Annotated in this window: 26 protein-coding genes; 9 read left to right on the top strand and 17 right to left on the bottom strand. The window is 63.6% G+C overall.

The annotated features are described in order from the left end of the window. Window positions 1–119 precede the first annotated feature (119 nt). From LN996_RS13490 to LN996_RS13475, 4 genes are read right to left on the bottom strand one after another with little or no spacing between them, the layout of a single operon-like run. On the bottom strand, window positions 120–1,460 hold the full coding sequence (locus LN996_RS13490) for an MFS transporter (protein ID WP_231340885.1): 1,341 nt from the start codon (window positions 1,458–1,460) through the stop codon (window positions 120–122). A gap of 56 nt (window positions 1,461–1,516) precedes the next feature. Next, window positions 1,517–2,530, bottom strand: a complete 1,014-nt coding sequence (locus LN996_RS13485) for a biotin-dependent carboxyltransferase family protein (RefSeq protein ID WP_231340884.1) — start codon at window positions 2,528–2,530, stop codon at window positions 1,517–1,519. Continuing rightward, window positions 2,527–3,249, bottom strand: a complete 723-nt coding sequence (locus LN996_RS13480) for an allophanate hydrolase subunit 1 (protein WP_231340883.1) — start codon at window positions 3,247–3,249, stop codon at window positions 2,527–2,529. Before LN996_RS13480 ends, LN996_RS13485 begins: the two co-directional genes overlap by 4 nt. 1 nt (window position 3,250) lies before the next feature. Continuing rightward, window positions 3,251–4,039: a LamB/YcsF family protein gene (locus tag LN996_RS13475; protein ID WP_231340882.1), complete on the bottom strand. Its 789-nt coding sequence runs from the start codon at window positions 4,037–4,039 to the stop codon at window positions 3,251–3,253. Window positions 4,040–4,306: 267 nt separating this feature from the next. Between LN996_RS13475 and LN996_RS13470 the strand changes: the two genes are divergently transcribed. Together LN996_RS13470 and LN996_RS13465 are read left to right on the top strand one after the other, a co-directional pair. After that, window positions 4,307–5,251 carry a LysR substrate-binding domain-containing protein gene (locus LN996_RS13470; RefSeq protein WP_231340881.1) on the top strand — a complete coding sequence of 315 codons (945 nt, stop codon included), beginning with the start codon at window positions 4,307–4,309 and terminating at the stop codon, window positions 5,249–5,251. Between the two features lie 124 nt (window positions 5,252–5,375). After that, window positions 5,376–5,597, top strand: coding sequence for a hypothetical protein (locus tag LN996_RS13465; protein ID WP_090824211.1), 222 nt, complete (start codon window positions 5,376–5,378; stop codon window positions 5,595–5,597). A gap of 228 nt (window positions 5,598–5,825) precedes the next feature. On the opposite strand, the gene LN996_RS13460 is transcribed toward LN996_RS13465, so the two are convergent. After that, window positions 5,826–6,500, bottom strand: a complete 675-nt coding sequence (locus LN996_RS13460; protein WP_231340880.1) for a 4-carboxy-4-hydroxy-2-oxoadipate aldolase/oxaloacetate decarboxylase — start codon at window positions 6,498–6,500, stop codon at window positions 5,826–5,828. 13 nt (window positions 6,501–6,513) lie between these two features. After that, window positions 6,514–7,722: an aspartate transaminase gene (locus tag LN996_RS13455; RefSeq protein WP_231340879.1), complete on the bottom strand. Its 1,209-nt coding sequence runs from the start codon at window positions 7,720–7,722 to the stop codon at window positions 6,514–6,516. Between the two features lie 307 nt (window positions 7,723–8,029). Here LN996_RS13455 and LN996_RS13450 point away from each other — a divergent pair, with 307 nt between their 5' ends. After that, window positions 8,030–8,572 (top strand): hypothetical protein, encoded by a 543-nt coding sequence (locus LN996_RS13450; RefSeq protein WP_231340878.1) that lies wholly within the window; start codon window positions 8,030–8,032, stop codon window positions 8,570–8,572. 53 nt (window positions 8,573–8,625) lie between these two features. Further along, on the top strand, window positions 8,626–8,982 hold the full coding sequence (locus LN996_RS13445; RefSeq protein WP_231340877.1) for a nuclear transport factor 2 family protein: 357 nt from the start codon (window positions 8,626–8,628) through the stop codon (window positions 8,980–8,982). On the opposite strand, the gene LN996_RS13440 is transcribed toward LN996_RS13445, so the two are convergent. From LN996_RS13440 to LN996_RS13410, 7 genes are all read right to left on the bottom strand, one after another. Further along, a complete protein-coding gene (locus LN996_RS13440) occupies window positions 8,983–9,420 on the bottom strand; it encodes a hypothetical protein (RefSeq protein WP_231340876.1) in 438 nt (145 codons plus the stop codon). 66 nt (window positions 9,421–9,486) lie between these two features. After that, window positions 9,487–10,290, bottom strand: coding sequence for an aldolase/citrate lyase family protein (locus LN996_RS13435; RefSeq protein ID WP_231340875.1), 804 nt, complete (start codon window positions 10,288–10,290; stop codon window positions 9,487–9,489). Further along, entirely contained in the window at window positions 10,275–11,060 is a 786-nt protein-coding gene (gene hpaH / locus LN996_RS13430; RefSeq protein WP_231340874.1) for a 2-oxo-hept-4-ene-1,7-dioate hydratase, read from the bottom strand. Before hpaH ends, LN996_RS13435 begins: the two co-directional genes overlap by 16 nt. 4 nt (window positions 11,061–11,064) lie before the next feature. Further along, entirely contained in the window at window positions 11,065–12,159 is a 1,095-nt protein-coding gene (hpaD, locus tag LN996_RS13425; RefSeq protein WP_231340873.1) for a 3,4-dihydroxyphenylacetate 2,3-dioxygenase, read from the bottom strand. A 104-nt stretch (window positions 12,160–12,263) separates the two neighbouring features. Continuing rightward, a complete protein-coding gene (gene hpaE, locus LN996_RS13420) occupies window positions 12,264–13,775 on the bottom strand; it encodes a 5-carboxymethyl-2-hydroxymuconate semialdehyde dehydrogenase (RefSeq protein ID WP_144652317.1) in 1,512 nt (503 codons plus the stop codon). Between the two features lie 34 nt (window positions 13,776–13,809). Then, window positions 13,810–14,493, bottom strand: a complete 684-nt coding sequence (locus tag LN996_RS13415; RefSeq protein WP_231340872.1) for a GntR family transcriptional regulator — start codon at window positions 14,491–14,493, stop codon at window positions 13,810–13,812. Then, a complete protein-coding gene (locus LN996_RS13410; RefSeq protein ID WP_308102723.1) occupies window positions 14,486–16,006 on the bottom strand; it encodes a fumarylacetoacetate hydrolase family protein in 1,521 nt (506 codons plus the stop codon). The genes LN996_RS13415 and LN996_RS13410 overlap by 8 nt, the downstream gene beginning before the upstream one ends. A 188-nt stretch (window positions 16,007–16,194) precedes the next feature. Between LN996_RS13410 and LN996_RS13405 the strand changes: the two genes are divergently transcribed. Both LN996_RS13405 and LN996_RS13400 read left to right on the top strand, forming a co-directional pair. Beyond that, window positions 16,195–16,761, top strand: coding sequence for a YdeI family protein (locus tag LN996_RS13405; RefSeq protein ID WP_231340871.1), 567 nt, complete (start codon window positions 16,195–16,197; stop codon window positions 16,759–16,761). Between the two features lie 42 nt (window positions 16,762–16,803). Beyond that, entirely contained in the window at window positions 16,804–17,508 is a 705-nt protein-coding gene (locus tag LN996_RS13400) for an alpha/beta fold hydrolase (protein WP_231340870.1), read from the top strand. A gap of 7 nt (window positions 17,509–17,515) precedes the next feature. Here the strand turns inward: LN996_RS13400 and LN996_RS13395 are convergent, their stop codons facing one another. Next, on the bottom strand, window positions 17,516–17,947 hold the full coding sequence (locus LN996_RS13395; RefSeq protein ID WP_231340869.1) for a DUF4555 domain-containing protein: 432 nt from the start codon (window positions 17,945–17,947) through the stop codon (window positions 17,516–17,518). Between the two features lie 588 nt (window positions 17,948–18,535). Between LN996_RS13395 and LN996_RS13390 the strand changes: the two genes are divergently transcribed. The 3 genes from LN996_RS13390 (at window position 18,536) to LN996_RS13380 (ending at window position 20,083) form a co-directional block, all read left to right on the top strand. After that, entirely contained in the window at window positions 18,536–18,805 is a 270-nt protein-coding gene (locus tag LN996_RS13390) for a GlsB/YeaQ/YmgE family stress response membrane protein (RefSeq protein ID WP_231340868.1), read from the top strand. Beyond that, complete coding sequence (locus LN996_RS13385) at window positions 18,798–19,058, top strand: hypothetical protein (protein ID WP_231340867.1); 261 nt, start codon at window positions 18,798–18,800, stop codon at window positions 19,056–19,058. The genes LN996_RS13390 and LN996_RS13385 overlap by 8 nt, the downstream gene beginning before the upstream one ends. A gap of 161 nt (window positions 19,059–19,219) precedes the next feature. Beyond that, window positions 19,220–20,083: an AraC family transcriptional regulator gene (locus LN996_RS13380; RefSeq protein WP_231340866.1), complete on the top strand. Its 864-nt coding sequence runs from the start codon at window positions 19,220–19,222 to the stop codon at window positions 20,081–20,083. A gap of 18 nt (window positions 20,084–20,101) precedes the next feature. Here the strand turns inward: LN996_RS13380 and LN996_RS13375 are convergent, their stop codons facing one another. From LN996_RS13375 to LN996_RS13365, 3 genes are all read right to left on the bottom strand, one after another. Then, window positions 20,102–20,905 carry a DUF1206 domain-containing protein gene (locus LN996_RS13375; RefSeq protein ID WP_231340865.1) on the bottom strand — a complete coding sequence of 268 codons (804 nt, stop codon included), beginning with the start codon at window positions 20,903–20,905 and terminating at the stop codon, window positions 20,102–20,104. A gap of 196 nt (window positions 20,906–21,101) precedes the next feature. Then, window positions 21,102–21,296 carry a hypothetical protein gene (locus LN996_RS13370; RefSeq protein ID WP_231340864.1) on the bottom strand — a complete coding sequence of 65 codons (195 nt, stop codon included), beginning with the start codon at window positions 21,294–21,296 and terminating at the stop codon, window positions 21,102–21,104. Between the two features lie 120 nt (window positions 21,297–21,416). Beyond that, window positions 21,417–23,351, bottom strand: coding sequence for a DUF2264 domain-containing protein (locus LN996_RS13365; protein ID WP_231340863.1), 1,935 nt, complete (start codon window positions 23,349–23,351; stop codon window positions 21,417–21,419). Window positions 23,352–23,410 lie beyond the last annotated feature (59 nt).

The following is a 23,410-nucleotide window of genomic DNA, read 5'->3' as shown; positions in this document are numbered from 1 at the left end:
GGGCTGGGTGCTCGCCGCCGCCCCCCCACCCGGCGGCGCGCGCCCCCCGGCGCCGGCGGCCCGCCCGCCCCCCCCCCCCCCCCCCCCCCCCCCCCCCCCACTTCACTGTGTGGGTAGGGCTAGGCGTCGCGCAGCGGTTCGTGGGCGCGGTCCTTGACCGTGCTGACCGCGATGAGCGTGCCGAGCGCGGTAATGACTGCGTAGAAGGCCGGCATGTAGATGTTGCCGGTGCTGCCGATCAGCCAGGTCATCAGCAGCGGTGCCGTGCCGCCAAAGAGGGCCGAAGAGATGTTGTAGCCGAGGCCGTAAGCGGAGTAGCGGACACGGGTGGGGAACAGTTCGACGATCAGGATGTGGATGACGGCGGTGTGGCCGGCGAAGACGATGGCCATGATGCAGGCACCGAGGATGGCCAGGCCCATCTCGCCGGTGGCAATCAGGGCGTAGGACGGGATTCCAAGGACTGCCATGGCGATGGCCGAGCCGGCGATGACCTTCTTGCGACCGACGCGGTCGGACAGGGCTCCCATGAACGGGATGGCGATGCAGATGACAACCAGGCTGCAGGCGGTGACCAGGAGGGCTTCACCGATGGTGAAGTTCAGTTGCTTGCCCTTGAGGAACGTGGGCATGTAGGAGAACAGGACGTAGTAGCCGGAGCCATTCATCAGCGGGATGAAGAGGGCCAGGAGCATTGCGCGGCGGTGCTCCTTGGACTGGAAGGCTTCCTTGAGCGGGTTCTTGGAGAGACCGCCCTCTTCCTTCAGCTTCTCGAAGTTGGGGGTGTCGCTGATGGCCTTGCGGATGTACCAGCCGATGATGCCCATGGGGATGGCGACCAGGAACGGGATGCGCCATGCGAACGAACCGAACCCTCCGCCGTCGATGGCTGCCTGGGTGAGCCAGGGAGACATGGAGAAGGCCACCAAAGTGCCGGTAAGCAGAGCTGCGAAGGAGGCGATCTGTGCGTAGGAGGTGATGATGCCGCGCTTGCCCTCAGGGGCGTGCTCAGCGAGGAAGGTCATGGCGCCGGCAGCCTCGCCACCAACGGAGAAGCCTTGCAGGAGGCGCAGGAGGACCAAGAGGATGGGCGCCGCGACGCCGATGGCCGCATAGGGAGGCAGCAGGCCGATACCGGCAGTGGCCACACTGATCAGGAGGATGACAAAGACGAGAAGCTTTTGCCTGCCGATCCGGTCTCCAAGGTACCCACACACCACAGCGCCAAGCGGGCGGACGAAGAACGACACCGCGTAACCGGCGAACACGAAGAGCAGGGCGTTGTCCGGGTTGCCCGGCGCGAGAAAGACGAGGGCCAGTGTTCCCGCCATGAAGGCGAAAATGCCGTTGTCGTACAGTTCCACGAAGATGCCAACACAACCTGCGGTGACAACCTTGCGGGTTTGGCGGCTGGTGAGCCGCTCATGCTGCACTGGCGCAGCGTTGGTGCTTGCGGTCATGACTTTTCCTTACTGGGATGAGCGTAGCAACGCCTACTGGTCTGACGACAGGGTTATTAGCTGCATGCCGCAACTGGTAGGTCCTGCCACTGGGGACGGCATCCGATGCCGAGGAGTCCGAAGACGGTGTTGACGGATTCGCGGAGGGTTTCAAGTTGGGCCCGCGAGCGCCTGTGGGTGGCAGTTGCTTCTGCCACTGTGGTTTTCCGAAAACGGACTTTGTCCCCTGGCCTCGCTTGGGCCAGGACATCCAGTCCGGTGCTGGTAACTACTGCGAGTACGGGATACCCGGCGGTGACGCCGCGGCCCCGGTGCAGTACCAGCAGCTCTTCCCTTGAAGGAACCTCGACGGCGCCCACTGGCACTCCGCGGGAAAGGACTTCGCCGCTTGAGGTTCTTTCCGGAAGTTCCCCGCCGAGCCGCAAACCGATGTGGTTGCTGCGGCCACTGACGGCGTATTCCGAGGTAAAGAGCAACTCGCCGGATTCACCAAACTCGGCGACGTCCGGCCCGTCGGTCACGTCGACCAACAAGTCTGAGTCCATGCGGGGCCGTTCAAGGCCCAGCCGGAAGAGCGGAAGATCAAAATACGGCTGACGAACGGGGCCAACACTCTTGCGGGCCAGGAGGCTGGTCCCTTCTTTGAGCTGAAGCCCGAAGCCCACCACGGTGTCCGGGGCGACGCTGCCCAGCAGTGTTTCTGCCTCGATCGAGCCGTGGACGGCCAGGTACGCGCGGAGGCCGTGGTGGATCCCCCGGATGGACACTGTTTCACCTGCACGGACCGAGACGGGTTCCCACTGGGTGGAGGGGCGCCCACCAATAGTGAGCGTGAGCGGAGCACCAGTGACGGCGATCAGGATGTCGGTGGTGGCCTTCATCCGGAAGTCGAGGGCGGTGATCTCTACCAAGGGATGGTTGTCCAGGTTGCCGGCCAGGATGTTGGCGGCACGGGCCGAGTACTGGTCCAGGGCACCGTTGACGGGAAGTCCGAAACGGGGGCCGCGGGTCCTTCCAAGGTCCGTGACAACCGAATTGCCGGGCTGCTGGATCAGGATTTCGCCGCTCATGGCAGGGGCTCCAGTTCCATGCCCACGAAGTCGCTGAAGTCCTCGGAGCGGATCTGCCGGAACCGCAGGATGTCGCCCGGCTTGTAAGGGACCAACGGTTCACGACGGATGTTCAGGACTGACAGCGGGGTCTGTCCAATGACGCACCAGCCTCCGGGGGCCACCGCCGGAGCGATGACAGCTTGTCGCCCGGCTACGGCCACTGCACCAGCGGGAACGCTGAGCCGTGGGTCCTTGAGGCGCGGCACCGGTTTGGGGAACGCGGGGCCATCCATCATGGGCGAGCCTGCGGGCGCGCCCAGGCAACGAACGGTGTAGGTCTTTTCAGTGTGGAGGCGGATGACTTCGTCCGCAGCAATCCCTTGGTACTGCGCAACGCGCTCCAGGTCCGGACCGTACTCGCCGCCATAGGCCACGGGAACGTCGAACTCGCGGGGTGCGTTGGCTGTCTCGCCGGAATGGGCGATTTCCAGGAGACCGAGTTTGACGAAGGCGCGCACCTGGCGTGCCGAAACGAGGATCGGATCGAATTCAACCAGCACGGAGTCATAGGTAGGAACTGCTCCGTGCAGGCCTTCAGCGCCGCAGCTTTCCAGCCAGTCGGCCAGTCCGTGCACGGTCAGCCAGTTCTGTTCGCCCGCTTCGGAGATAGCAACCACACGCAGTGCGGAGTCTCCGGATTCGTAGATCTCGGTGGGAGCCGCTGTGAGCACGGGCATCTCAGGCCGCCTTCCTCTTGGCGTCCATGACCTCCGTGAGGGGGGAGATGGTGACGCCGGCGGAGATGAGTGCGGAACGGATCCGGCGGGCCAGTTCCACGGCGCCGGGGTTGTCCCCGTGCAGGAGGAGGGTGTCGACGTCGATGTCCAGGTCCACACCGTTGGCGCAGCGGATCTTGCCCTCAACCACCATGCGGAGCGTGCGCTCAACAATCTCCGTGGGATCGTGCAGCACAGCACCTGGCTGGCTGCGGGGAACCAGCGTGCCGTCTTCCTGGTAGGCACGGTCCACGATGCCGACGATTGCGACGTCGAGCCCGGCGTTGCGTGACGCTGCAGCCAGTTCGCCTTCCTGGGCCACCACGATGAGCTCGTTGTCCACGCGGGCCGCAGCGTCAGCCACAGCCTGGGCGTAGTCGGCGCGGACAGCGACGAGGTTGCCGAGCCGGCCGTGTGGAGCGATGTGCGTGACCTTGGTGCCGTGGAAAGACGCGAAGCCGTTGAGGGCACCCAGTTGGTACAGGACATCGTTCTGAACCTCGCTGGCAGAAAGTCCCATGTCACGCCGACCAAACCCACGCAGGTCCGGGAAGCTCGGGTGAGCCCCGATGCCTACTCCGCGGCGAACGCATGCGGCAACAGTGGCGGCCATGATGTCGGGGTCACCGGCATGGAACCCGCATGCGATATTGGCACTTGTTACGATCTCCAGGAGTTCGGAGTCGTCGCCAATGGTGTAGGCGCCAAATCCCTCTCCAAGATCCGCTACAAGATCAATTGTCGGGTTCACGTGGTTCTCTTTCCGTGGGTTTTTTCATTGGAATTTAATTCCGAGGAAACGGCAGGCGCTCCTGGAATCCCAAAGCGTCGCCTGAAGTTCTTTCCAAAAGTCTCGCATCGGTCAACCACGTTGCACAAAGACCTAATAGCTATCCCGTGATAGCTCTCCGTTATGACCTGCACCACCCTGTACTGTGTCTTGGGTCCCACAGGCGCCCGGATAGAATTTCCCTAACGCATGCCACCCGGGGACGTGGCCCTCCAGGAAGGCAGACCGATGGATACGCGCAAGCTCTCATACTTCGTGCAGATCGTTGATTCAGGCAGCATCACCAAAGCCGCGGCCGCGCTCCACGTGGCCCAGCCGGCCTTGAGCCAGCAGGTATCAGCACTGGAGAACGACCTCAAGCAGCGCCTGCTGATCCGTAGCAAACAAGGCGTGGAACCCACCGCTGCCGGGCACACGCTCTACCGCCACGCACAGTCGATCCTGCGGCTGGTGGAACAGGCCAGGCAAGACGTCGCATCCTCGGGGGCCGCACCCTCCGGCCGCGTCTCCATAGCGATCGCGCCTTACAGCATGGCCTCCAGCCTGACACCCCAGATCATCAGCGAAGTTGGCCGGCGCTACCCGGACATCGTGGTCCATCTGACGGAGATCTTCGGCGGCGTATTGAGCGAGGCCATCAAGAACGGCCGCCTGGACATGGCACTGATCTACGAGCCCGGGAAGATCCGTGGGGTTCAGTTCACCACCATGATCGTGGAAGACCTCCACTTGGTGGTGCACCCTGATGTGGACATCGACCACGGCAGGGACACCATCACCCTTGCCGAAGCCAGCACCGTGGGGCTGTTCCTCCCGGAAAAGAACCACACCCTGCGCCAGCTCATCGAGAAGGGTTTGGCTGATCAGGACCTGCCGTTGAAACTGGTGGGCGAAGTGGAATCCGTCCCCTCCCTCACCCGGCTCATCCGCGCCAACCTCGGCGGCACGGTGTTGCCCAAGTCGGCCGCGGATGCGCTCTTCCCGGACCAGGACTTCAAGGTGCTGCGGATCGTGGAACCCGGACTGCAGAGCAAAATCGCCCTCTGCACCCCGGACCACGAGCCACTGTCCGAGGCTGCCTCTGCCGTGCTGCTGGTGGTCAAGGAGATGCTGCATCAACAATTGATCAACAAGTATGGGACCGACCCCGTGCAACTCCCGGCCCATCCATAACAAAGCCTTATCCGGACAGACGGCTTTGGTCTTATTCAAGACCGTATTAATTTCCTAATATCGAATTAACAAACAATTCGAAACCAGCTCACGGATTCCGCGGGCAAGTTCAAAGGAAACAACGGTGAAAAAGATCAGCACAGCCGGATGGGTATCAAATCCAACCCGCGGAACGGTCAGCGCACGGACCGGATTCCATTGCCCCCGGAATGGTTTTTGGCGTCCGCTCGGAGGGATCGGCGAGCCGCTGTTCGTCTTTGAAGGCAGCCTGATGCCCACGCACGCCGGCAACAGCATCGAATGGCATTTGGTGGACACACGGCCCGGGCACTCCGGACTGGACTGAGCCAGCCCCCGCGACCCGGCCACCCGTCGTCGAACGTCAAGCAGAGCTGCAGCATCCTAAGGCGCCATGCCCCCCGTAGAGACCTAAGAGTCCTAGTGACCCAGGAGTCCTAGTGACCCAGGAGTCCGGGCAAGGCGCCTTTCCCATGCCCAAAAACATGCTGGGAGGCACGCCGAAAGGGCCGGCCCCGCGCCCTTCAAGACGCGGAGCCGGCATTGGCGCAAGAGCCTAGTCTTCGACCAGGAGGCCCTTCTCCTTGAGCTTGTCGGTGAGGCCGCACAGCTCGATGGTGTTGCCACCGTCGTGGTAGAGCTTGATGAGTTCGCGCTCGTGGTCGTCGCGGGCCTGGGACAGTGCGATGACTTCCTCCGCCTCCTCGCGGCGGACAACCACCACGCCGTCAGCGTCACCACGAAGGATGTCGCCGGGATAAATGATTTCGTCGCCGAAGACGATCGGGTGGTTGATGGGGCCGAGGGTTTCCTTGACAGTGCCCTTGATGCTGACGCTGCCGGAGAAGACGGGCAGGCCGAGTTCAATCAGGTCCTGGGTATCGCGCACGCCGGAATCAGTGACCATCGCGGCGATGCCCTTGGCCTTCATGGCGTTGCCCAGGACGTCACCGAACGTGCCGGCTTCCGCCATTTCCTGGGCGCCGACCAGCACCACGTCGCCGGCCTGTGCGTAGTGGATGGCGACCTGGAGCATGAGGTTGTCCTGGGGTGCGCAGGCGACCGTGACGGCGGGACCGCAGAAGGACATGGAACGGTCGATCGGCTTGATCCTGGAACTCAAGGCGCCACGGCGGCCCTGTGCTTCGTGGATCGTGGCGGAGGAAAAGGCCGCGAGGCGGCTGACGACGTCCGCATCGGGGCGCTCGAATTTGGTCTTGACGTGGATCATGGTCTGAATCTTTCTAGTTGAGGGCGTTGACGGCATCGCGGATGGAGTCCACGCCGGCGTTGATGGTCTCCAGCGAGGTGGCGAAGGAGATCCGGAAGTACGGGCCCAGGCCGTAGGCCGAGCCTTGGATGACGGCCACGCGTGCGGCGTCCAACAGGTAGAGCGTGAAGTCCTGGTCGTTCTCGATGACCTTGCCGTCGGGCGTAGCCTTGCCGATTACCCCTCCGCAGTTCACGTAGGCATAGAAGGCGCCTTCAGCCGGCGCGACGGACAGGCCGTTGATGGCGTTGAGACCCTCGACGGCGGTATCCCGGCGCTTGCGGTACACCTCCACGCTGTCGCGGACGAACGACTGATCACCGTTCAGCGCCGCCACTGCGGCGGCCTGGCTGATGGACGACGGACACGATGACGTCTGGGATTGCAGCTTGTTCATGGCCGCAATCAGGGGAGCCGGTCCCACGCCGTAGCCGAGCCGCCAGCCGGTCATGGCATAGGCCTTGGAGACGCCGTTGACCAGCAGGATGCGGTCCTTGAGCGCCGGCACCGCCGTGACCAGGCTGGTCACGCGGCCGTCGCCGAAGTGGATTTCGTCGTAAATCTCGTCAGTGAGGATGAAGACTTGCGGGTGCTGCTCAAGGACCGCACCGAGTGCCTGCAGTTCCTCGCGGGTGTACACGGCGCCGGTGGGGTTGGACGGCGCGTTGAGGATGAGCCACTTGGTGTTGGGGGTGATGGCCTTTGCAAGGGCATCCGGGGTGAGCTTGAAGCCCGTATCTTCGCCGCAGGCAATGATCACAGGAGTGCCGTCGTTGGCGAGAACCATGTCCGGGTAGGAAACCCAGTACGGCGCGGGGACGATCACTTCATCGCCCGCATTAAGGGATGCCATCAGGGCAACGTACAGGACCTGCTTGGCTCCGCCGCCGATGGTCAGCTGGTTGCGCCCATAATGGTGGCCGGTGTGGCCCTCGATTTTGCGCAGGATGGCGGTCTGCAGCTCCGGCGTGCCAGTCACCGACGTGTACTTGGTCTCGCCGTTGTTGATCGCCTCGATGGCGGCGGCTTTGATGTGGTCCGGGGTATCAAAGTCCGGCTCGCCGACGGTCATGTCGATAATCGGGATGCCTTCGGCTTTGAGTTCGCGGACGCGGGCGGCCGCGGCGACGCTCGCTGAGGACTTGATGCGGGTGACCCTCGACGCCGGCAGGTAGTCGGACATGTCTCCTCCAGGAATGTGGGACTCAGGACGCGCGGATTCGCGTATCCCCTTTTTCGAGACTAGGGATCCGTGGGCGCTGTGGATAAGACCTAATGTGCGTGGATCTATAAGGGGGTCTTATGACGTGGATCCCGCTGTGGGGTTTCTGCAGGCATTAGCTGGACAGAATCCGCACAGACGCGCCTTGGGACACTTCTTCCATGCACCTTGCTTATGGGTTCACGCGGTATTGGTATTTCCTTGCACCGGTGAACAGTGCCTAGATTCGAAGGGTCAGAAGCGCTGTTCCGGAACCGAAAGGGAGCCAATGCCGGCCCAAACCAGCTCAGCCCGCGGCGTTTCACTGCAAGGTCGCGCAGCCACCGGACGGTACGCCTACCGGGCGAAGGCAACGCGACCGCAGGCCCCGGACCACGCTGAACGTGCCAAGCTCGCGCAGGCCTTAGGGATCCATCGGCAGGTCCTGTCCCACGCAACGGCCGCCATCCGCACCCTTACTGCTGCCCGAAACGAGCTGATGGCCCAGGCGATTGAGGACGGGCTCACCATCGCCACTGTTTCAGCGGTCACCGGGGAAAACATGAAATCAGTCAGGACCATCGCTTTGGCTTATGACGATCTCCATCCGAGCGGCCTCCCCCGCAGCACGCAGGTGGCTGCGTTGAAGCAGAAAAGCGGGGAACTCAGGACAGCCGAACGGCATCGTGACCAGATCACGGAACGCCGCGGGGCACTGATGGTGATCGCCCTCCGAAACCAGGTCTGCGATGACTTGGAGCTCGCCTCGCTGACCGGACTCACTCCTGACCACATCCGCCGGGCAACGCGGGGAATCGCCCGGCCGGCCTAGTGTCTCCGGCCCTCACCGTTGAACCCGCCGGCCCCGGAAGGTAGAACGGGTAGATGAGCAATGATGTGAATTCCTGGATGGACAAGTACGAACGCGCCTGGACGTCGAATGAGCCCGACGACATCCGGGCGCTCTTCACGGAAGATGCCGTCTACAACGACCGGCCCAACACCTCGAAACCCTGGAACGGCCACGAAGAGATCGTCAAAGGGTGGGCCGACGCCGGTGACCAGCCCGAGGATTGGACCTTCGAGTGGACGCTCCTGGGCAGGGAAGGCGATACTGCCTTCGTCCAAGGCCTCACCACGTATCTGAACGGGGACCCCACCTACGACAATCTGTGGGTGATCCGCTTCGCTGAGGACGGCCGGGCACGCGAGTTCACGGAATGGTACATGGCCCGCAAATAGCTAGCGGGGTTTGTACAGGAGGTTGGGGTGGACCTGGGTCCATCCGTCGTATTTCGACTGGCCGGCATCCACGCCGTCGTTGATGAGCTTCGCTTGTGAATCGTCAAAGTTAGTCAAGGTGACGATGTCCTCACCAGTCGCTACCGCTGCGCACCCCGCCCTCCACCGCCCCGGGAGTCCTACAGGCACCGTAATCAAGCAGGCAGACCCACCAGTGGAACTCTTGGCCGCGAAGTACTCCACATCGTCGTGGGTGGCCAGCAATCGGGCTGACCCCGCTTTGATGTCCGTATCCACACTGATGAGGCTCACGGTCTCCGGAAGCTCGTCCTCGGCCGTCGCTTCCCGCGCCAGGACATCCGGGCCAGTCGGCGACGAACAACCGGCCAGTCCGAGCACGGCAACAACGGACGCTACAGCTACAACACGACGATTCATGGCACTGCCCCCTCAGGCTCTCGTTCCGTCGAGCCTAGCCCACCGTCTACCGCGGACAAGAACAGGTCAGTAGCTTTCGCGCTCAGCCGTTTCAGACACGGGAATGAACGTTGACGCGAACCCTTCCGACGCGCGGGCCAGCACCGCGACATCGGCGCCGACCAGCACAAAGGAGGCACCGGCGTCGAGATAGGCCCGGGCGGTTGCCTCGTTGAAGGCGTTCACGCCGGCCGGTTTCCCAGCCGCTTTCGCGGCTTCAAGGCAATGCTCGACGACGGCCCTCACCATGGGATTTTCCTGCTGTCCCAGCAGGCCCATGGAGGCTGCGAGATCCGAGGGGCCCAGGAAGATGCCATCCACGCCGTCGACGGCCAGGATCTCCTCCACCGCGGATGCTGCGGCTTCGGATTCGATCTGGACGGTGAGGCTGATGGTCTCCGAGGCGGTAGCCAGGTAGTCCGGGACGCGGTTCCAGCGTGCGGAACGGGCCAGTGCGGATCCGACGCCGCGAACACCGTGCGGCGGGTAGCGGACAGCGGCAACCGCAGTTGCGGCGTCAGAGGCCGAGTTCACCATGGGGATCATCAGGTTCTGCACACCGAGGTCCAGGTACTGCTTGATGACCACGGTGTCGTTGACCGGCGGGCGGACCATAGCCTGCACGGGGTAACCGCTGACGGCATGGAGTTGGGCGAGGATCGACTCGAGGCCATTGGGACTGTGCTCGGCGTCGATCAGAACCCAGTCCAAGCCTGAACCGGCGCAGATCTCGGCGACCAGTGGGCTGCCGGAGCAGACCCACATGCCCGCCAGGGGCCGGCCGGCCCCGGAGAGTGCCGAGTAGAAGGTGGGGCTTAGTCGAATTGGCATGTCACCACTCCCAACGGTCCGTAATCCGCGTGCACGGTATCCCCTTTGTACACCCACAGCGGGCGCGTAAACGAGCCCGCCAGGATGATGTCTCCGGCCTTCATCGAGTCCCCATGCGCGGCGATCTTGTTGGCCAGCCAGTGGACACCGTTGGCCGGGTGGTCGAGTACCCCGGCGGCCACTCCGGTCTCCTCCACGGTCTGGTTTTTGTACAGGATGGCGGAGACCCAGCGGAGGTCGACGGCGTCCGGCCGCACCGGACGTCCGCCCACCACCATGGCGCCCATCGCGGCGTTGTCCGAGATGGTGTCCACGATGGTCCGGCCCTCCATCTCGATCCTGGAGTCCAGGATTTCGAGGGCCGGAACCACGTAGTCCGTGGCGTTAAGGACGTCGAAGATGGTGCAGCCTGGCCCCTTGAGGCCGGACTTCAGCACGAAGGCCAACTCCACCTCAACCCGGGGATGCGTGTATTTGTCCCACTGCACCGAACACCCGGTATCCAGGACCATGTCATCGAAAATGGCTCCATAGTCCGGCTCAGTGATTCCCGTAGCGGCCTGCATGGCCTTGGACGTCAGGCCGATCTTGCGCCCCACCAACGTGCGCCCGGCTTCCTCATTCCGCCGACGCCACAACTGCTGCACGGCGTAGGAATCCTCCACCGTCATATCGGGGTAGCGGGCAGTCAACCGAGGAACCGGCGTACGGGAGCGGCCGGCCTCGAGGAGCTCGTCGGCAATGGCTTCGATCGTCTTCGCGTCCAACATGGTCCTAGACCTGCGCCCCGAGCTTGAATCCTTCGGCAGCCTCGCCGGACGCCGCGTCCGGGCGGGTGTAGGAGAAGCCGTCGGCGCCCACGGTGACGGCCATTTCGGATTTGTCCTCGCGTTCGATGATGGGCTGTGGGTTGCCGTCGAGGTCCAGGACCAGGGAGGCCTCGGTGTACCAGGACGGGACCACGGGGTTGCCCCACCAGTCGCGGCGCTGGTTGTCGTGGACGTCCCAGGTGACGGTGGGGTTGTCGGGGTCGCCGGTGTAGTAGTCCTGGGTGTAGATCTCCACGCGGTGGCCGTCCGGGTCCAGGATGTAGAGGTAGAACGCGTTGGACACGCCGTGGCGTCCGGGGCCGCGTTCGATGCGGTCGGAGATGCGCAGGGCGCCCATCTTGTCGCAGATCTGGATGATGTTGTGCTTCTCGTGCGTGGAGAACGCGATGTGGTGCAGGCAGGGTCCGTTGCCGCCGGTCAGGGCGGTGTCGTGCACGGTCTGCTTGCGGTGCATCCACGCGGCGTAAGTGACGCCGTCGGAATCCTTGATGTCCTCTGAGACGCGGAAGCCGAGGTCCTCCAGGTACTTGCGGCCGCGCGGGACGTCCGGGGTGACCTGGTTGAAGTGGTCCAGGCGGACCAGTTCGCCGGCGGAGTAGAGGTCGTAGCGCTGGGTGAGGCGTTCGACGTGCTCTACGTCGTAGAAGAACTCGTACGGGAAGCCCAACGGATCTTCCACGCGGACGGAGTCGCCCACGCCCTTGGTGAAGCCTTCCTTGCGGCGCTCCACCCGGCAACCCAGCTCGCGGTAGTACGCCTCGGCGGCGTCCACCTCGGCCGGGGACTTCACGCGGTATGCGAATGCTGCTGCTGCGGCCACCGGGCCCTTGCGGAGCACCAGGTTGTGGTGGATGAACTCCTCGAAGGAGCGCAGGTAGATGGTGTTCTCGTCTTCCTCGGTGACGTGCAGGCCGAGGAGGTCCACGTAGAACGCGCGGGATTTGGCGAGGTCCGTGACCACGAGTTCCAGGTAGGCGCAGCGGACGATATCCGGTGCCGGGACCGTGGGCGTGGGGATGGGGCCGGTGAAGTTGCTCATGGGATTCTCTCTTCGTTGAAAGGGGTCATTTGGATGGAGTTTTTGTACAGGTACGGCCCTTTAGAACGGGTTTTAGGGGCGTTATCTGTACAAAAACTCCGAGTTTAGGCGCCGAATTTGGGGGTATGAACGGATCCGAGCGTGATGTGCACGGCCTGCTGGTCGGTGTAGAAATCGATGGAGCGGTAGCCACCCTCATGGCCCAGGCCGGAAGCTTTCACGCCACCGAACGGGGTCCGGAGGTCGCGGACGTTGTGGCTGTTGAGCCACACCATGCCGGCCTCCACGTTTTGGGAGAAGTTGTGGGCCCGCGTCAGGTTCTGGGTCCAGATGTAGGCCGCCAGGCCGTACTTGGTGTTGTTCGCCAAGGCGAGGGCTTCGTCGTCGTTCTCGAAGGGCGTGATGGCCACGACGGGACCGAAGATTTCCTCCTGGAAAATCCGCGCGTCAGGCGCGACGTCGGCAAACACCGTGGGTGCGATGTAGTTGCCTTCGGGCAGGTGGTCGGGTCGGCCGCCGCCGGCCAGGAGCCGACCTTCAGACTTGCCGATCTCCACGTAGGACGCCACCTTGTTGTAGTGCTCCGGGTGAACCAAGGCACCAACCTGGGTCTTGGGATCGTGGGGATCGCCCACCACGATGTTCTTAGCCCGGGCGGCGTACTTTTCACAGAATTCGTCGTAGATGGCCCGCTCCACCAGGATGCGGGAACCGGCCGTGCAGCGTTCGCCGTTGAGGGAGAAGACCCCGAACAATGCCGAATCGATCGCGGCATCCAGGTCGGCGTCAGCGAACACGACGCACGGGGACTTGCCGCCGAGCTCCATAGACAGGCCCTTGAGGTTGGCTGCGGCGTTGCGGAAGATGGTCTGGCCCGTGGTGGTCTCGCCGGTGAAGGAGATCAACGGTACGTCAGGGTGCTTCACCAGGGCATCGCCGGCTTCTTCGCCCAGGCCGTTGACCAGGTTGAATACACCGTCGGGCAGGCCGGCGTCCTTGAAGATCTGCGCCCACAGGGACGCGGACAAGGGGGTGAACTCAGCAGGCTTGAGCACCACAGTGTTGCCCGTTGCCAAGGCCGGGGCGAGCTTCCAGGACTCCAGCATGAACGGGGTGTTCCACGGGGTGATGAGGCCTGCGACGCCGATCGGCTTCCGGTTCACGTAGTTGATCTGCGAGCCCGGGACCTTCATGGCGTCGTCGAACTGGGCCACGATCAGGTCCGCGAAGAAGCGGAAGTTCTCGGCTGCTCGGAGCGCCTGGCCCTTGGCCTGGGTGATCGGCAGGCCGGTATCGAACGTTTCGAGTTCGGCGAGGCGGGCTTCCTGGGCCTCCACGGCGTCAGCGATCTTGTTCAGCACACGGGCACGTTCGCGCGGCTTCATCTTCGGCCACGGGCCATTGACGAAGGCTTCGCGTGCCGCGGCGACAGCGAGGTCAATGTCTTCCTTCTGGCCTGCAGCCGCGGTGGCGTAGTTGCCGTTGGACACCGGATCCAGGACATCGAAGGTCTTGCCGGACACGGAGTCAACGAACTCGCCATTGATGAAGTGCTGGATGTGGGACGGCAGGTTCTCGGGAATGTAATGCTTGGCGGTCTCTACAGAGGTCGTCATCGTTGAAGTCCTAACTGGTGATCAGTGTGGCGGTTTACTGTTTGGCTTGCGCCAAGTACGCGTCCAGGGTGGCGGCGCGGTGCTGGCGGGCTGCTTTTTCAATGGTGTCGGCGTCGGCCGCACTCTCAATGAGCTGCAGCAGCGCCTCGTGTTCGCGCACCGATTCCTGCGCGCGGCCGGGGACAAATCTGAAGGTTGAGGAGCGAAGCGAGGCCAGCCTGTTCCAGCCCCTGTGGACGAGGTCAAGAATGTGAGGGTTGGGGCAGTGCTCAAACAGGACACTGTGGAAGTCCTGGTTCAAGGCCGTGAAGCGGACGGGGTCGAAGTGCTCCAGGCATTCGCGCATCTCCTCGTTCACCGCACGCGCCCGGGCAATGGAAACCGGATCAATCAGCGGAGCGGACAACGCCGTGGCCGCACCCTCCACGATGCTCAACGTCTGCATCGTGTACAGGTACTCCGTGGGGTCGATCCCGGACACCGTGGCGCCCACGTTCCGTTCGAACTTCACCAGCCCCTCGGCCTCCAGCCGACGGATCGCTTCCCGCACGGGAACCACGCTGAAGCCCAAATCCTCGGCAATTTTCGCGAGCACCAGCCGGTAACCCGGCGTGTACGTCCCTTCAATAATTCGAGCCTTCACGGCGGCATACGCCTGCTGTGACTTGCTTTGGGAGGCACTTTCGACGGCGGTACTTCCGACGGCGGTTTCAGTCACTGTGGGCTCCTTCCCCGGTTTGCCGGCGAGCGGACCATTCCGCGTACCGTGCCTGCCATTCCGCGTTCATGGGGTAGAGCCCATCCACGCTGTTGCCTTCCTGGACCATCTGGAAGATGAACGTCTCTTCCTTTTCCTGGGCGATGCAGTCATCCACCAGTTCCTCGGCGATGGCCGGCGGGATCACCAGGATGCCGTCGGAGTCGGCCACGATGATGTCGCCGGGCTGCACGGTCGCTCCGCCGCAGGCGATGGTGATGTCCGTGTCCCACGGAATGTGCCTGCGTCCCAGCACTGCCGGGTGCGGGTTTGCGAAGTAGGTGGGCATCTCCAGCTCGGCCACCGCCGAGTAGTCGCGGACGCCGCCGTCGGTGATGATCGCAGCAGCTCCCCGAACCTGGGCACGCAGTGCCAGGATGTCCCCCACAGTGCCAGTGCCCTTCTCGCCGCGGGCTTCCATGACCAGGATTTCGCCGTCGTTCACGGAATCGATCGCGCGCTTCTGGGCATTGAATCCGCCGCCATGGGTCTTGAAGAGATCCTCGCGGTTGGGCACATAACGCAGGGTCCTGGCCAGGCCCACCACCTTGCGGTCCGGGCGGGTGGCCTGCAGGCCGTCGATGCTCACGTTGTTCAGCCCGCGCTTGCGGAGCTGGGAAGAAAGGGTTGCCGTGGCGACGCTTTCCAGCTTCGCCTTCAGTTCCGGAGTCAGGACACTTGCGGCAGCGGCCGGTTCAGAAGGCAGTCCTGCCGCTTCCCTCGATCCGTACGCCTCTTCCCGCTGGGTGTCATCGGTCTGGGGCCGGGCACCAAAGTCCGCGAACGGCGTCGTACCTTCCGTGACTTTGGTGGCGAGGCGTCCGCTGCTGAAATCACCGCCGGTGACCTCAATTTCGACGACGTCACCCGGCTTGGCGACCGACGCACCGGCGGGGGTGCCGGTGAGGATGATGTCGCCCTCTTCGAGCGTGAGCAGTTGCGAGAGGTCGGCGACGAGCTGCGCGAACGGGAAGAGCAGATCCTCGGTGGTGTCGTCCTGGACGAGGTCCCCGTTGTGCCAGGTGCGGATCCGCAACTGGGTGGGATCGACAGCGTCGGCCGGGATGAGCGCGGGTCCAACGGGGGTGAAGCCGTCGCCGCCTTTGGACCTGACGTTGGAGCCCTTGTCTGCGTAGCGGAGGTCGTAGACGCCGAGGTCGTTGGACGCAGTGACCCATTCGACGTGGCTCCATGCATCGTCAAGGCCAACGCGGCGGGCGGACTTGCCGATGACCAAGGCGATTTCGCCTTCGTAGCCCAGCAGTTCACAACCCGCGGGACGCTCAACGGCGCCGGGAGAATCAGCGGAGCCGAGCGCCAGAGACGAGGACGGCTTCAGGAAGTACGACGGCTGCTCAGGAGTACGCCCGCGCTGTGCCGCACGGCTGGGGTAGTTGATGTGGACCGCAATAACCTTGCGCGTCCGGGCCAGCATGTCCTGGCTCAGTTCCTGGGTCCGGAACTCCAGTGTCACAGCGCCTCCTCTTCGTCGAGCTGCATCAGGTACGAAATCGTATACGATAACTATGACCCGCGATCAGCGTCCCGTCAACCCCCTCCCGGAACCCACCTGAGTCGCAACAGAACGCGTTTTGAGCGCTCATAACACCCTCTGCTGCGACCTACTTGGGGGATGCTGGTAGTGGGAAAGGGAGGTCCACGGTGGAGAAGAACGAGCCCGAGCTGCTGAGGTTTGCCAGCGGAGCAGACTGGGAGGGCTGGCTGGCTGTACACCACGACACTGAAGCCGAAGCCTGGCTGATAATCGGCAAGAAGAACTCAGGCGCCGGACTCATCAGCATCGAAGACGCCCTGGACGGCGCACTCTGCTTCGGTTGGATCGACGGCCAACGCCGCGGAAACGACGAGAAAACCTTCCTGCAGCGATACTCGCGTCGCCGGGCCCGCAGCTCGTGGTCCCAAGTCAACGTGGGAAAAGTGGAGGCCCTGATCCAGGCTGGACGCATGCAGCCGGCGGGCTTCGCCGAGATAGACGCCGCCAAGGCTGACGGGCGCTGGGAAGCAGCGTACGTTTCGCAAGCCAACGCCGAGGTTCCCGAGGACCTGGAGGCCGCGCTCGCAGGAAATCGCGCCGCCAAGCAAGGTTTCGAACGGCTGGGTAAGACCGGGCGCTACCTCATCATCCTGCAGGTACTCAAGGCCCGCACCCCGGAGTCCCGCGGCAAGATCCTGGCGAAGGTTGTGCAAAAGCTGGCCGACGGAGACTAACGGCCCCTACAAACTGTCGATGGGCTCCCGTAGGGTACCCGCATGGACATCATCCTTGTACCCGGTTTCTGGTTGGACGCCTCGTCATGGGAGGAGGTGACTCCCCCGCTGGTGGCCGCAGGACACACGGTTCATCCGCTGACGCTCCCTGGGCTGGAATCCGTCGATGCCTCCCGCGCCGGCATCGGCCTGCGCACACACATAGATGCCGTCGCGGCGAAAGTTGACTCCCTGGACGGCAAAGTCATCCTTGTAGGCCACTCAGGTGGCGGCGCCATCATCCATGGCGTGGCAGATGCCCGCCCAGACCGGGTGGCCCGTGCCATCTATGTGGACAGTGGCCCTCTCGGTGAGGGCGGGGTCATCAATGATGAATTGCCCGACGACGGCGACGACCTCCCGCTGCCGCCGTGGGAAGCGTTCGAGGACGAGGACCTGGTGGACCTCACCGATGACCTGAAGGAAGCTTTCCGCGCACGCGCCATCCCCGAACCCAAGGGCGTTGCCTTTGACCAGCAGCAGTTGAGCGACGTCCGGCGCTACGACGTTCCTGCCACCATCATCGCCTGCCAGTTCCCGTCGTCATTGCTGAAGGAGTGGATGGACGCCGGCCATCCCTTTACCGCCGAGCTCGCAAGGATCCACGACGTGGACTACATCGACCTGCCTACAGGACACTGGCCCCAGTTCACTAAGCCCAAGGAACTGGGAGAGGCAATTTTGACGGCCGCGAACCGCAGCATCTAGCTGGGAACTAGGGACGGGGCGGAGTATTCGTGGCTGGTCCTTCCGGCGCTGCGCCGCCCTCGTCCGTCCAGTCACTTCCGGTGGTGTCATCGAGGGCAGGATCCGACACTACGTCTGACTTGATGGTAGGGACGGTGGTTGCTGCCGGTTCATGCGTGGACGAACCCGTCCGCTGGCCCTCCTTCGGCGAGGTGATTCCAGGGAACATCGCCTCGGCCCTTTCCATCAGCTTTTTGCCGGCCTCATAGAGGTTGTCCAAGACATCCGGCACCGACTCCTGTACAGCTTCGGTGGCCTGGTGTACGTTCTCTTGGACGTCAGGGTTCTTCCAGAGCTTTTCCGTGCCTCCACGTACCCGCCGAAACACCTCCGGCCAGGACTTCGATCCCCATACGTAGCCGACGGCCACTCCAACGGCGAACAATGCTTTCCCTTTCACAGGAATCACTCCTTTCGAGGCGTTATTCCTCGACACTATCCCCGTAGCCTGCGCGCTGTCACCTGCGCATTGATCGCAGGCCGACCAACAAAGATTTGCTGGAATGGGACAAACGCCTAAAATAATGCGCCAAGCGGCGGATAATCGCCGGCGGCCCCCGAACCACGACCCGAGGAGTGAAAACCATGGGACTGGATGACTGGATGATGAATACTGCTGAGGAATCAGTTGGCAGGCCAAGGAGGCCGCCAAGGAAGTCGGAGACTCCCCGTGGATGACCAGCAGCCCCGTAATCCGGCCAGCTCGGGGCTCCATCCAAGGGCAAGTAGATAATCAGGTTACTTGCTACTGGTTCCCGGAGCGGCTAGCGTTGCAGTTGTAGTACTGAGCCCGACCCCCCATCGGCAGGAGTGCTTTACTGGCTGCATTTAACAAATTCATCGGGTTGCATTGGCTTTTCCGTTCCCGTACATCGCGCGGCCTCCAAGGGCCGCATTTCGGCGCCTTAAATGCGGAAAAGGCGCCCGATGAAGTGACCGCTTCAACACGTTCATGGAATTTCCATCGACAAAGAAAGTAGGAGCAAAAATGGGTTTCTTTGGTTTTCTTCTGCTCGGTCTTTTGGCCGGTGCCATCGCAAAGCTTATTCTTCCCGGACGCCAAGGAGGCGGCTGGTTCATAACCCTCTTGCTAGGCGTGGTCGGCGCCTTGCTGGGCGGCTGGATCGGCGGCCTGATCTTCGGCGAGGGACTAACGGAGTTCTTCGCCATCCGAACCTGGCTCCTGGCTATCGGCGGCTCACTCATCGTGCTGCTGGTCTACGGGCTGGTCACCAGCCGCAGGACGCACCATGGCTGATCACCCGAACCGCGACGCCAACGGCGACGAACTCGAAGGCCAGTACTCCGAGGGCGATTACGGCGAAACCGGAGTGTCCCCTGAGACCCTGAAGGACGACGCCGGCGGCGACTACACAGAGGGCGATTACGCCGAGAAGACTGTTCCCTCGGCCGACGCCGAACTCGACGAACACAATACGGAAGAGACCCCTGCGGACCGGCCCTTCTCATCCGAACCTGATGACGAGGCGTCTGGCTCCAGCCGGCCGTAGTACCTGAACGCCGGCTCCTCCACGAGATCCAGGAACCCGGAGTGCTGCGACTGCAGCCTCCGGGTTCTTGCGTTGTCCGGAGCCTGATAATTTCGGGCAAGGATTGTTGGGCCATCACCGCTGTGGCCCGCGTAGCGTCGGTGCAAGGAATGGAGGCGACTGTGCACGAATGGAACAGGGCCGTGGAGCTGATCGAGCATGACCTGACCGCGACCGTGGAGGTGAGCACCCTGGCCCGGACCGCGTTGACGTCCGAATATCACTTCCGGCGGATGTTCTCCTCCCTGGCTGGCCTCCCCATCTCGGAGTACATCCGCAGGAGGCGGCTAACGGCGGCCACTGCGGAAATCCTTGAGGGCGGAACAGTCCTGGACGTTGCGGTCCGCTACGGATACGGCTCAGCTGAAGCGTTCACCCGCGCCTTCAAGGCCATGCACGGGCTGACGCCGTCTGAGGCCAGACAGCCTGGCGCCGTCCTCCATTCCCAGCCTCAGCTGAGGTTCCATCTCCGAGTCGAAGGGAATACCGATATGAAGCACCGCATTGAGGACAGGCCTGCTTTCCGCCTTATTGGAATGAAAGCCCGCGTCCCCCTGGTCCACGAAGGACCCAACCAGGCCATCATCGATTTTCAAAGGGGCCTGGACCCCAGTGTCACCCAGCGCATGCTCGGGTTCGCAGACATGGATCCTGCCGGCCCGCTGTCTGTCACCGACGCCATCGATGAGCAGCGCACCGAGGGAAGCGAACTGGACTACTGGCACGCCGTGGCATCCAGCCAGGCCGCACCGGCAGGTTTGGACGCCCTTGAAGTGCCGGCAGGTCTGTGGGTCGTTTTCGAAACCGAGGGGAAGTTCCCGGAGGTCCTGCAAAACATGTGGGCGGACGCAGCAACGGAATGGTTCCCGGCCAACCCGTACAGGTGGGCGCCTGGACCTGAAATGCTCAGCGTCCAGGTGGAGGCAGGCGGCACGCACGGACGTGGGCAGTTGTGGATCCCCATCGAGAAGGAAGAAGCAAGGTGATGCGAGTCCACGTAGAAGCTAAGTCCGGAGCGTCCGTGCTTTGACCATCAGGAACAGGCCGTAGGCGATGAGCCCCAGCGCAACAGCTGCCAACAAGTACACCCCATACGGCTGTTCCCGCAGGGCTTTCAAGCTGCCATCGAGTCCGGTTGACTGCTCAGGCTCGGCACGGACCGTAGCGATAACCACCAGCAGGCCCACCAGGAAAAGGGCGATCCCCTTGGCTATGTAGCCCACCACGCCAACACCGAGCTGGAATTTGCGCACGGATTGGTGGGAGGACAGCGAGAGGTCCTTGGTGAATTTCTGCCGAAAGCCCCGCACTGCGAACACAATGCCCGTGATCGCGATGCCGGCACCGATGGCGATCAGCAGGAACATCCCGAACGGGGCCTTCATGAGTGTGACGGTGTAGTCGCTGGTGGACTCTCTGCTGTTCTGGCCCTTGCCAGCGACGAACGAGACGATGGTGGCGGCAAGGCCGGCGAAGACGATCGCCTGCCCTACGGCGGAGAGTCTCTTGGTGAGCTTGTTGCCCACACCGCCCCGGAAGCCGAGGATCGCGTTACCAAGTTGCCATAATGCCAGCGCCGCGCATGCTGCGAAGCAGGCCCAGAGCAGGAACGGACCGGCCGGTTGGCGGGCCAGCTCCGTCACCGCTCCGCTGACATCGGCCTCACCGCCGCGGCCCACTGCCAGTTGCAGGGCGATGACACCGATCAGCAGGTGCAGCAGTCCACTCACCACGTAGCCGGCCCGGGCAACAGCGGCAAAGGTACGCGAATTCGCGGCTTCCTCGGCCACACCAGCGGCCTTCCTCATCTCTTCCTTGATGACAAGCCTCCTTATTTTCGAGCTGGACTCCATCGTCGCTTAAACGACGCCGGGGGGGGGGGGGGGGGGGGGGGGGGGGGGGGGCGCCCGGCGGGGGGGGGGGGGGGGGGGGGGGGAGAGCGCGCACCGGCCCCCCCCCCCCCCCACCCCCCCCCCCCCCCGCCCGGTTCAAAGTTGTTGGGCCCTAGAACCCGACGACCGATTGCGGCCAGATGCTCCGAAGCCCCACGCCAAGGGGGTTGAACTGCTCACGAACGGCCACCACGGCACGGTTCTGGCCCAGGACCTCCCCAGCATGGCGGACTGCCTCGGCAGTTCCCGACAGGGAATCGCGGGCAATGCCGGCGTTTGCGGACTTGGTGGAGATCTGGTCAGTCATTTCGGTGGTCCTTCCTGGAAGCTCCCATCAGCAGATTGGCTGATGTTTCAACCATCGGATGGACTGCTCAAGAAGGACGCCGGGTCATCTCAAGATTCGCTCAAGATTCGCTCCCGCGCCTCAGAAGGCGAACGACACCTCCAAAACCTGTCCCGAACCCAAGGCAAGGCGCGCGCCGATGCGGCTGTCGTCGTCGAGCACGTCAAAAACTGGACGCCCGACGGCGGGAGGAACCCAGGCAGGAGGCTCACCACCGAGGTACACCAGTGAAGCGAAGCAGCTGCGTTTGCCGGACAGCTGGCCTTCCAGATAGCCGCATGCGGCCAGCTCGCCCAATGGCGACGCGCCTTCCGCCCGGTAGGTTCCGACGCCCGTATAGCCGTAAAGGGGCCATATGGCGGTGTGAAGCCGGCCGTCGCTGAGCACGCCATCCCGGTTCTCCACGGGGCGGCTACCGGCCAGCGCGTAGCCGCCATCGCGGACGGCCAGGCCAGAGGCAACATGGGACACCACGGCGTGGACCCGAAGTTCGTACCCGCCTGCCGCGGCCGTTCCCGTCGCGACCCGCCAGGGTGAATCGGCGGGGTCGTCGGTGTCATCCCACACGGGGGCATGCCAACTGGCTGCCTGTTGATGCCAGGCCTTGGGGCGGTGGGTCTTCGCCCGGCGGCTGGGCGTGCCGGAGTCATTGAGGACAGCGAAGTGGTTGTCGACCGGGTGCGTGGTGAATAGTGGCGCCGTGTGGCTTGAGTAGGCGAGGCGGCGGTACAGGGGATCGTCCGGACCCGGCGCGTAGTACTTGTCGCTGCCGTGGTTGAGCAGACGGGCAATGCCGTCAGCGGCAGTGGAGTGGAGCAGGTAGTTGGGCGCCTCTGCGTGCTTCAGGCCGTCATCCCCCTCGAACGGAGATGGTTCCTCGACGGCGGTCCACACCGGGTGGTCGGCGGGCAGGAGCAATCCTACGAACGCCTTGGACGTCCAGTACGGCGAGGCGGGGCCCGAGTATCCCTGGGTCATTGGCTCGAAAGCGCCGAACCACCCAAGTGACGGCAGGCCGTCGTCGTAAGCGCCGCCGTCGAGGAAGTACTTCGCCGCGCCGCTGGCGATCCTACGGGTCTGGCCGGGGTTGAGCGGCGTCGCGGCGATCGCCTCACCCATGAAGAGGGGCGCCACCGCGGCGTAGCGGTAGATCAGCGAACGGCCTTGGAAAATCGGGGCGCCGTTGGAACCGAAGAACCTGACGTGGTCCTCCAGGAAAGCCGCGAGCCGGGTCCGATAGAGGTCCAGGCGGCGGTCGGCTTCAGGGTACCGGCCGGCAGCGAATTCGGCCCACAGGATGGGGTAGAGGTGCATGGCCCAACCGCAGTAGTAATCGAAGAAATCGCCGGTACCGCCGTTGTCCCCGTCCCTGTACCACCCTCCGCCGGCGTACCAGTCCTCCAGGCGCTGCAGGCCGTGTTCGATCTGGCGTTCGTTGTGCTCGAACCCGGCACCGGCCAGGAACTCGGCGATCATCACTTGGAAGAGCACCCAGTTGTTGTCCACACAGGTGCTGCGCGAGGAGCCCTGCAGCCAGGCGGCAACCTGCGCCTGTTCGTCGCCGCCGAGGGTGTCCCACAGCCAGGCCTTGGTGATCTGGAGCCCAAGGACGATGGATGCAGCCTCCACCATGGGTTGCGAGCGATCAGTAATCGGCAACCACGCTTCAGGTCCGTCCCCTTGGGTCCCCTGAAGCAGGCCCTCGCGGTAAAGGTCCACATGGCCGTGGGGGTCATCGCCGCCCTCGCCCGCCACGCGGAAAGCCGCCAGCAGGAACGTTCGGGCGAAACCTTCCAGGCCGTCGGACACAACTCCCGACGACGACGGGCGGCCGCTCAGCCGGATTGTCGCCTTGCGGGGTGAAAAGTAGGGGCGAACCGCGAGCAACTGCTGATCCGCGAGGGCCAGCCAGTGCTCCCGCGTCCATCCAGTGATGGGGCTGAGGTCGAAATCCGGGGCGGGCATGGTGAAGCCGATGGCCATGAGTCTCCTGCGGGGGCGTAGTTCCAGCTTCATTACAGTAGGTTGTCCGCAGCTGGATCGGAGTGAGTTGAACAATAGTGAACGACTAAAGA

The sequence above is a fragment of the Arthrobacter sp. AK01 genome (assembly GCF_021109375.1).
GTDB lineage: Bacteria > Actinomycetota > Actinomycetes > Actinomycetales > Micrococcaceae > Arthrobacter.
Note: the sequence above shows the minus strand (reverse complement) of the source record. Positions and strands in the feature narration are given on the sequence as shown.

Excerpts from the sequence above, each read along its gene's own strand:
- LN996_RS13490 (WP_231340885.1), bottom strand. The coding sequence starts at position 1,460 with ATGACCGCAAGCACCAACGCTGCGCCAGTGCAGCATGAGCGGCTCACC.
- LN996_RS13485 (WP_231340884.1), bottom strand. The coding sequence starts at position 2,530 with ATGAGCGGCGAAATCCTGATCCAGCAGCCCGGCAATTCGGTTGTCACG.
- LN996_RS13480 (WP_231340883.1), bottom strand. The coding sequence starts at position 3,249 with ATGCCCGTGCTCACAGCGGCTCCCACCGAGATCTACGAATCCGGAGAC.
- LN996_RS13470 (WP_231340881.1), top strand. The coding sequence starts at position 4,307 with ATGGATACGCGCAAGCTCTCATACTTCGTGCAGATCGTTGATTCAGGC.
- LN996_RS13460 (WP_231340880.1), bottom strand. The coding sequence starts at position 6,500 with ATGATCCACGTCAAGACCAAATTCGAGCGCCCCGATGCGGACGTCGTC.
- LN996_RS13455 (WP_231340879.1), bottom strand. The coding sequence starts at position 7,722 with ATGTCCGACTACCTGCCGGCGTCGAGGGTCACCCGCATCAAGTCCTCA.
- LN996_RS13450 (WP_231340878.1), top strand. The coding sequence starts at position 8,030 with ATGCCGGCCCAAACCAGCTCAGCCCGCGGCGTTTCACTGCAAGGTCGC.
- LN996_RS13445 (WP_231340877.1), top strand. The coding sequence starts at position 8,626 with ATGAGCAATGATGTGAATTCCTGGATGGACAAGTACGAACGCGCCTGG.
- LN996_RS13440 (WP_231340876.1), bottom strand. The coding sequence starts at position 9,420 with ATGAATCGTCGTGTTGTAGCTGTAGCGTCCGTTGTTGCCGTGCTCGGA.
- LN996_RS13435 (WP_231340875.1), bottom strand. The coding sequence starts at position 10,290 with ATGCCAATTCGACTAAGCCCCACCTTCTACTCGGCACTCTCCGGGGCC.
- hpaH (WP_231340874.1), bottom strand. The coding sequence starts at position 11,060 with ATGTTGGACGCGAAGACGATCGAAGCCATTGCCGACGAGCTCCTCGAG.
- hpaD (WP_231340873.1), bottom strand. The coding sequence starts at position 12,159 with ATGAGCAACTTCACCGGCCCCATCCCCACGCCCACGGTCCCGGCACCG.
- hpaE (WP_144652317.1), bottom strand. The coding sequence starts at position 13,775 with ATGACGACCTCTGTAGAGACCGCCAAGCATTACATTCCCGAGAACCTG.
- LN996_RS13400 (WP_231340870.1), top strand. The coding sequence starts at position 16,804 with ATGGACATCATCCTTGTACCCGGTTTCTGGTTGGACGCCTCGTCATGG.
- LN996_RS13390 (WP_231340868.1), top strand. The coding sequence starts at position 18,536 with ATGGGTTTCTTTGGTTTTCTTCTGCTCGGTCTTTTGGCCGGTGCCATC.
- LN996_RS13385 (WP_231340867.1), top strand. The coding sequence starts at position 18,798 with ATGGCTGATCACCCGAACCGCGACGCCAACGGCGACGAACTCGAAGGC.
- LN996_RS13375 (WP_231340865.1), bottom strand. The coding sequence starts at position 20,905 with ATGAGGAAGGCCGCTGGTGTGGCCGAGGAAGCCGCGAATTCGCGTACC.
- LN996_RS13370 (WP_231340864.1), bottom strand. The coding sequence starts at position 21,296 with ATGACTGACCAGATCTCCACCAAGTCCGCAAACGCCGGCATTGCCCGC.
- LN996_RS13365 (WP_231340863.1), bottom strand. The coding sequence starts at position 23,351 with ATGAAGCTGGAACTACGCCCCCGCAGGAGACTCATGGCCATCGGCTTC.